At 44.5% G+C, this 4235-nt stretch carries 2 protein-coding genes; both read right to left on the minus strand.

All coding sequences use genetic code 11. The features are described from left to right. Positions 1-2961: efflux RND transporter permease subunit (locus BCT81_RS13885; protein WP_102424800.1), on the minus strand; the 2961-nt coding region annotated here is incomplete at its 3' end. After that, entirely contained in the window at positions 2948-4219 is a 1272-nt protein-coding gene (locus BCT81_RS13890; RefSeq protein WP_102424801.1) for an efflux RND transporter periplasmic adaptor subunit, read from the minus strand. The genes BCT81_RS13890 and BCT81_RS13885, both read right to left, overlap by 14 nt. Between the last annotated feature and the right edge of the window lie 16 nt (positions 4220-4235).

Consider the following 4235-nt stretch of genomic DNA (forward strand, 5'->3'; position numbering starts at 1 on the left):
CACCAATACTAAACCGATGTTGATACGACCGAGAGAACCAGGCCCATCGGCCAAGGCTAAAGGTAACGAGCCTAGGATCATCGTCAACGACGTCATTAAGATAGGACGCAATCTTGAACGTGCACTGCTGATCGCGCCTTCTTTTGCACTTGCGCCTGATTTACGTTTCTCATTGGCGAATTCCACCAATAGGATACCGTGCTTCGTCACAAGGCCCACCAGTGTCAGTAAGCCGATCTTCGAGTAGATGTTGAGGCTTTGACCAAACACCGATAATGTCAAAATCGCACCAACAATACACAGAGGAACGGTGAGCAAAATGATCATCGGGTCGACAAAACTTTCAAACTGCGCCGCCAAAATCAAGAAGATGAAAACTAACGCTAGTACGAATAGCACCTGCGCACCAGCTGTAGAATCCACAAGGTCTTTGACAATACCGTTGAATTCGTAGCTCTGTGCTGGTTTCAATAGGCTTGGCACCGTGTCGTCGATATATGCTTTTACATCACTTGCGGTATATCCCGGCATAAGATCAGCGGTAATTTCAGCGCTGTCTTGTCCCATGAAAGTCTTAAAGTTCGATTCCGATGTTACTTGCTTGATGGAAACAAACTGAGATAGAGGAAGCCTTTGTCCCGATTGTGAATCCACATACAATTTATCCAAAACTTTGAAATCACCAAGATCCTTCAGATTCACTTGTACTTGGATTGGGTATGTATAGCCGTCATCCGCTTGTAAATCGGCAGCTTTCACTGAGCCCAAGAAAGTCGACAGCGCGTTGGTAACATTTCCGTAATCCACCCCAGATAAAACAATCGCATTGCGGTCAATCGATAAGTCATAGCGCAGTTGGTCGCGTAACATTGAGTTTTTAACGTTAGTGACACCCTCATAATCCTCAAGAGCCTCTACCACTTTGCTCGCTGTTTCAGACAAAGCGCCGGTATCACGATTCACAGTTGTAAGCTCAAGAATCATGTTAGTCGCAATATTCAAGTTATCCGCTGAGCGAACCTTGAAAGACATACCATAAGCCGAAACTGAGCTTTGCGCTTTGGCAATAAACTCATTAACTAATTCATCTGCAGACTGGTCACGCTCTCCCCATGGTTTTAGTAGAACGTGATTGGTCGGTGTGCCTTCAATGTAAGACAGGTTCGCTTCAACTGAATCATCGCCTTTAAATACACTGTTTAACTGTTCATTGTTATCAAGGTGATATTGACGACCAACACCCGTTGGTGGTGTTGAGGTAACCTCTACAAAACCGGTATCTTCTGTTGGCAACAGAACTTGAGGCATCTTCCAAACGGCCAAAGCAGACAACGCAATAAGCATTAAAGCGATACCGCTCATTAGTGCTTTACGATCAAACCACTTACCAAGCTCTTTAGTGTATCGGTCAGACAACACGTTGAGCTTTGCATCGACTTTTTGATACCACTTTGCAGGCGTCGAGACAGGCTTCATCAAATAAGCACTCATCATCGGTGATAGCGTCAACGCGACAAACCCAGAAATGATTACAGCAGCTGCAAGTGTGAAAGCAAATTGCCTGAACAGATCGGCCGTCAGGCCTGCCATCAAGCCGATTGGCAAATAAACAACGGCCAAAGTCAATGTCATCGCAATTACTGGGAAGACGATCTCTCGACACCCTTTGATAGCAGCGTTGAACGGAGTTTCGCCCTCTTCGATATGACGATAACAGTTTTCCGCAACAACAATCGCATCATCAACCACCAAGCCAATCGCCAGAATGATCGCCAAGATTGTCAGAACATTGATACTAAACCCGAGTAAATGCATCACCGCAAATACACCAATCACACACACAGGAATGGTAATGATCGGAATAGAAGCAACGCGTACAGAGCCAAGGAAAAGAACAACAACGGCGGAAACAAGGACAATAGCCTCCACCAAAGTCATAAAGCCTTCATCGATAGCCGCTTTGATAAAGTCAGCTTGGTTATAAACCATTTTCATCTCGATGCCTTCAGGCAATTGAGGCTGAATTAGGTCGATTTGCTTTTTAACTTTATTAGCAACCGTTACTGGGTTTTCGCTTTTAAGAGGCAAGACCTGAATCGACATCGCTAAGTTGTCGTCAACACGAAGAATACTTGGCGTTAGGCTTTCTTCTCCCATTTTGACTTCAGCGATATCGCCAATACGAATGATCTTTCCGTTATCGACACGTACCACTAAGTCTCGGACATCATCAACGCTGGTCACTTGATTAACCGGGTTTATAGAGAAGTCTCGAACCTGTCCTTTGATAGTACCCGCGGTAAATGTCGCATTGTAAGAACTCAGTGTACCCACTACATCAGAAGCACTCATGTTGAGCGCCATCATGCGATCAGGTTGAAGCCAAACCCTCACTGCTTTTTGGCTACCACCGTATGGCCCCCAAATACCACCAACACCTTGAATATGTTTAAACTGAGGGACAACTTGTTGACTAATGTAATCGTACATATCTTGTTTAGACATTTTGCCAGTGTTAACAAATGTGATGATATTACTTGGCGTACTGGTGTCTGATGAGTCGTCGGTGACCGTTGGTTTATCTGTCATGCTCGGCGGGAAATCGCCAATGGCTTCAACACTACTGCGAAGATTGTTCATCAGGCTAGTGTATTCAACGTCATCAACATCATCTTCGAAGATGATGTTTAAATTACAGGTGCCTTCCTGACAGTCCGTCGTCATGGTCTTTACGCTATCAAGACCTGTAGCAGCAGTAATTAATTTGTCCGCAACATTGCGCGACATAAACTCTGCGCTTGCACCATTAATCGCAGCCGTTACCGTTGCTGAAGGTGTTTTATGTTCAGGAAAGTACTGAATCGATAGCTTCTGAAATGACAGCACGCCAAGTAATACGATGGCGATGCTCAACACTGAAGCAAAAACAGGATGCTTAATACAAATCTCAGGAAGCTTCATTCGGGCTCTCCTTCGTTATCGCTTCCTTGCTGTTTGATTGACTGCTTTGCTCAGCAGTCACCTTAGTTTTGCTGGCTGCATTTGGCTCTTCTTCTGAATCTTTTGAGTCGTCAGTCCAATCAACCGTCGGCTCTACAGGGTATTGTTCATCAAGTAGTGTCTCAGTGGTTTGTTCAATCGGTTCAGTTACATTTTGAGGCATCAACTCTACTGTTTTTTGCTCAACATTCGGGTTCATAACCTTAACCAAAGAGGCTTTCTTAAGGTTTTGCTGGCCCGTAACTACTACGTTATCACCTTGCTGTAACCCTTTTTCGACAACGACATACCCATCATTAGTATTTACACCGAGCTCAACGATTCGTTGTTCAATGTTGTTTCCATTTACTACCCAGACAAAACGCTCTGCATCTTTGGCTTGGACCGCGTTTTGAGAAACGACCATTTTCGTTGAGTCTTCACTGGTCATTTGGCTCACCTTGGCAAACATGCCCGGAACCAAGCGATGCTCTGGATTGGTCACGTGCGCGTGAACCTCTACTCGACCTGAGCTTTCGTCAACAGCCGGAGCAATGTAGTCTACGACGCCAGAGAAAGCCTCGTCAGTAAATGCATCAACTTGGATCGATACATTCTGCCCTAACTTTGCATTACCTAGGTCTGATTGCCCAATTGAATACTGAACTTCAACTGGATCAAGCTTGATCAAACTAACCAAGGCCGTTGAACTATCAATTTTGCTACCCACAGAATGGTTGAAGTTCGTTAGCTGGCCATCAAAAGGCGCTACCAATAGGTAATCATTCATTAGTGCTTCTTTCTGACGGAAGTCAGCGGCCGCGAGATTCGCTTGTTCTTTTAGCTCTTCAACGTCTTGCTGAGACATTGAATCCGGTTGCTTTTTCAGTAGCTCTTGTACTCGCTTTAATTTTGACTTTGCAAGCGCCAACGAGCTTCTAGCTTTATCTAAATCGGCTTTCGCTTTGGTGTTATCTAGTTGAGCAATCAGCTCACCTTTCTTAACCGAATCTCCATCTTTGAAGTGAATTTCGAGAATTTTATCGGAAGCGCTAAAGGTCAATGCAGCAGAATCTGTTGCTCTAATTTTGCCGACTTCGTTGATTGAAGAAGTGAATGCTTGTTTGTGAGCCTTTTCAATGGTCACTGGAATCAGGGGCGAGTCTTCGGCAAATGTGGGAGTGATATGTAAGGCAAACAGAGCCAAACAGATTGTTTTACTAAGCTTTGTAAATTTCATTTTTAATAACCATAAC

Origin of the sequence: Vibrio sp. 10N.261.52.A1, from assembly GCF_002876325.1 — a bacterium.
Taxonomy (GTDB): domain Bacteria; phylum Pseudomonadota; class Gammaproteobacteria; order Enterobacterales; family Vibrionaceae; genus Vibrio; species Vibrio chagasii.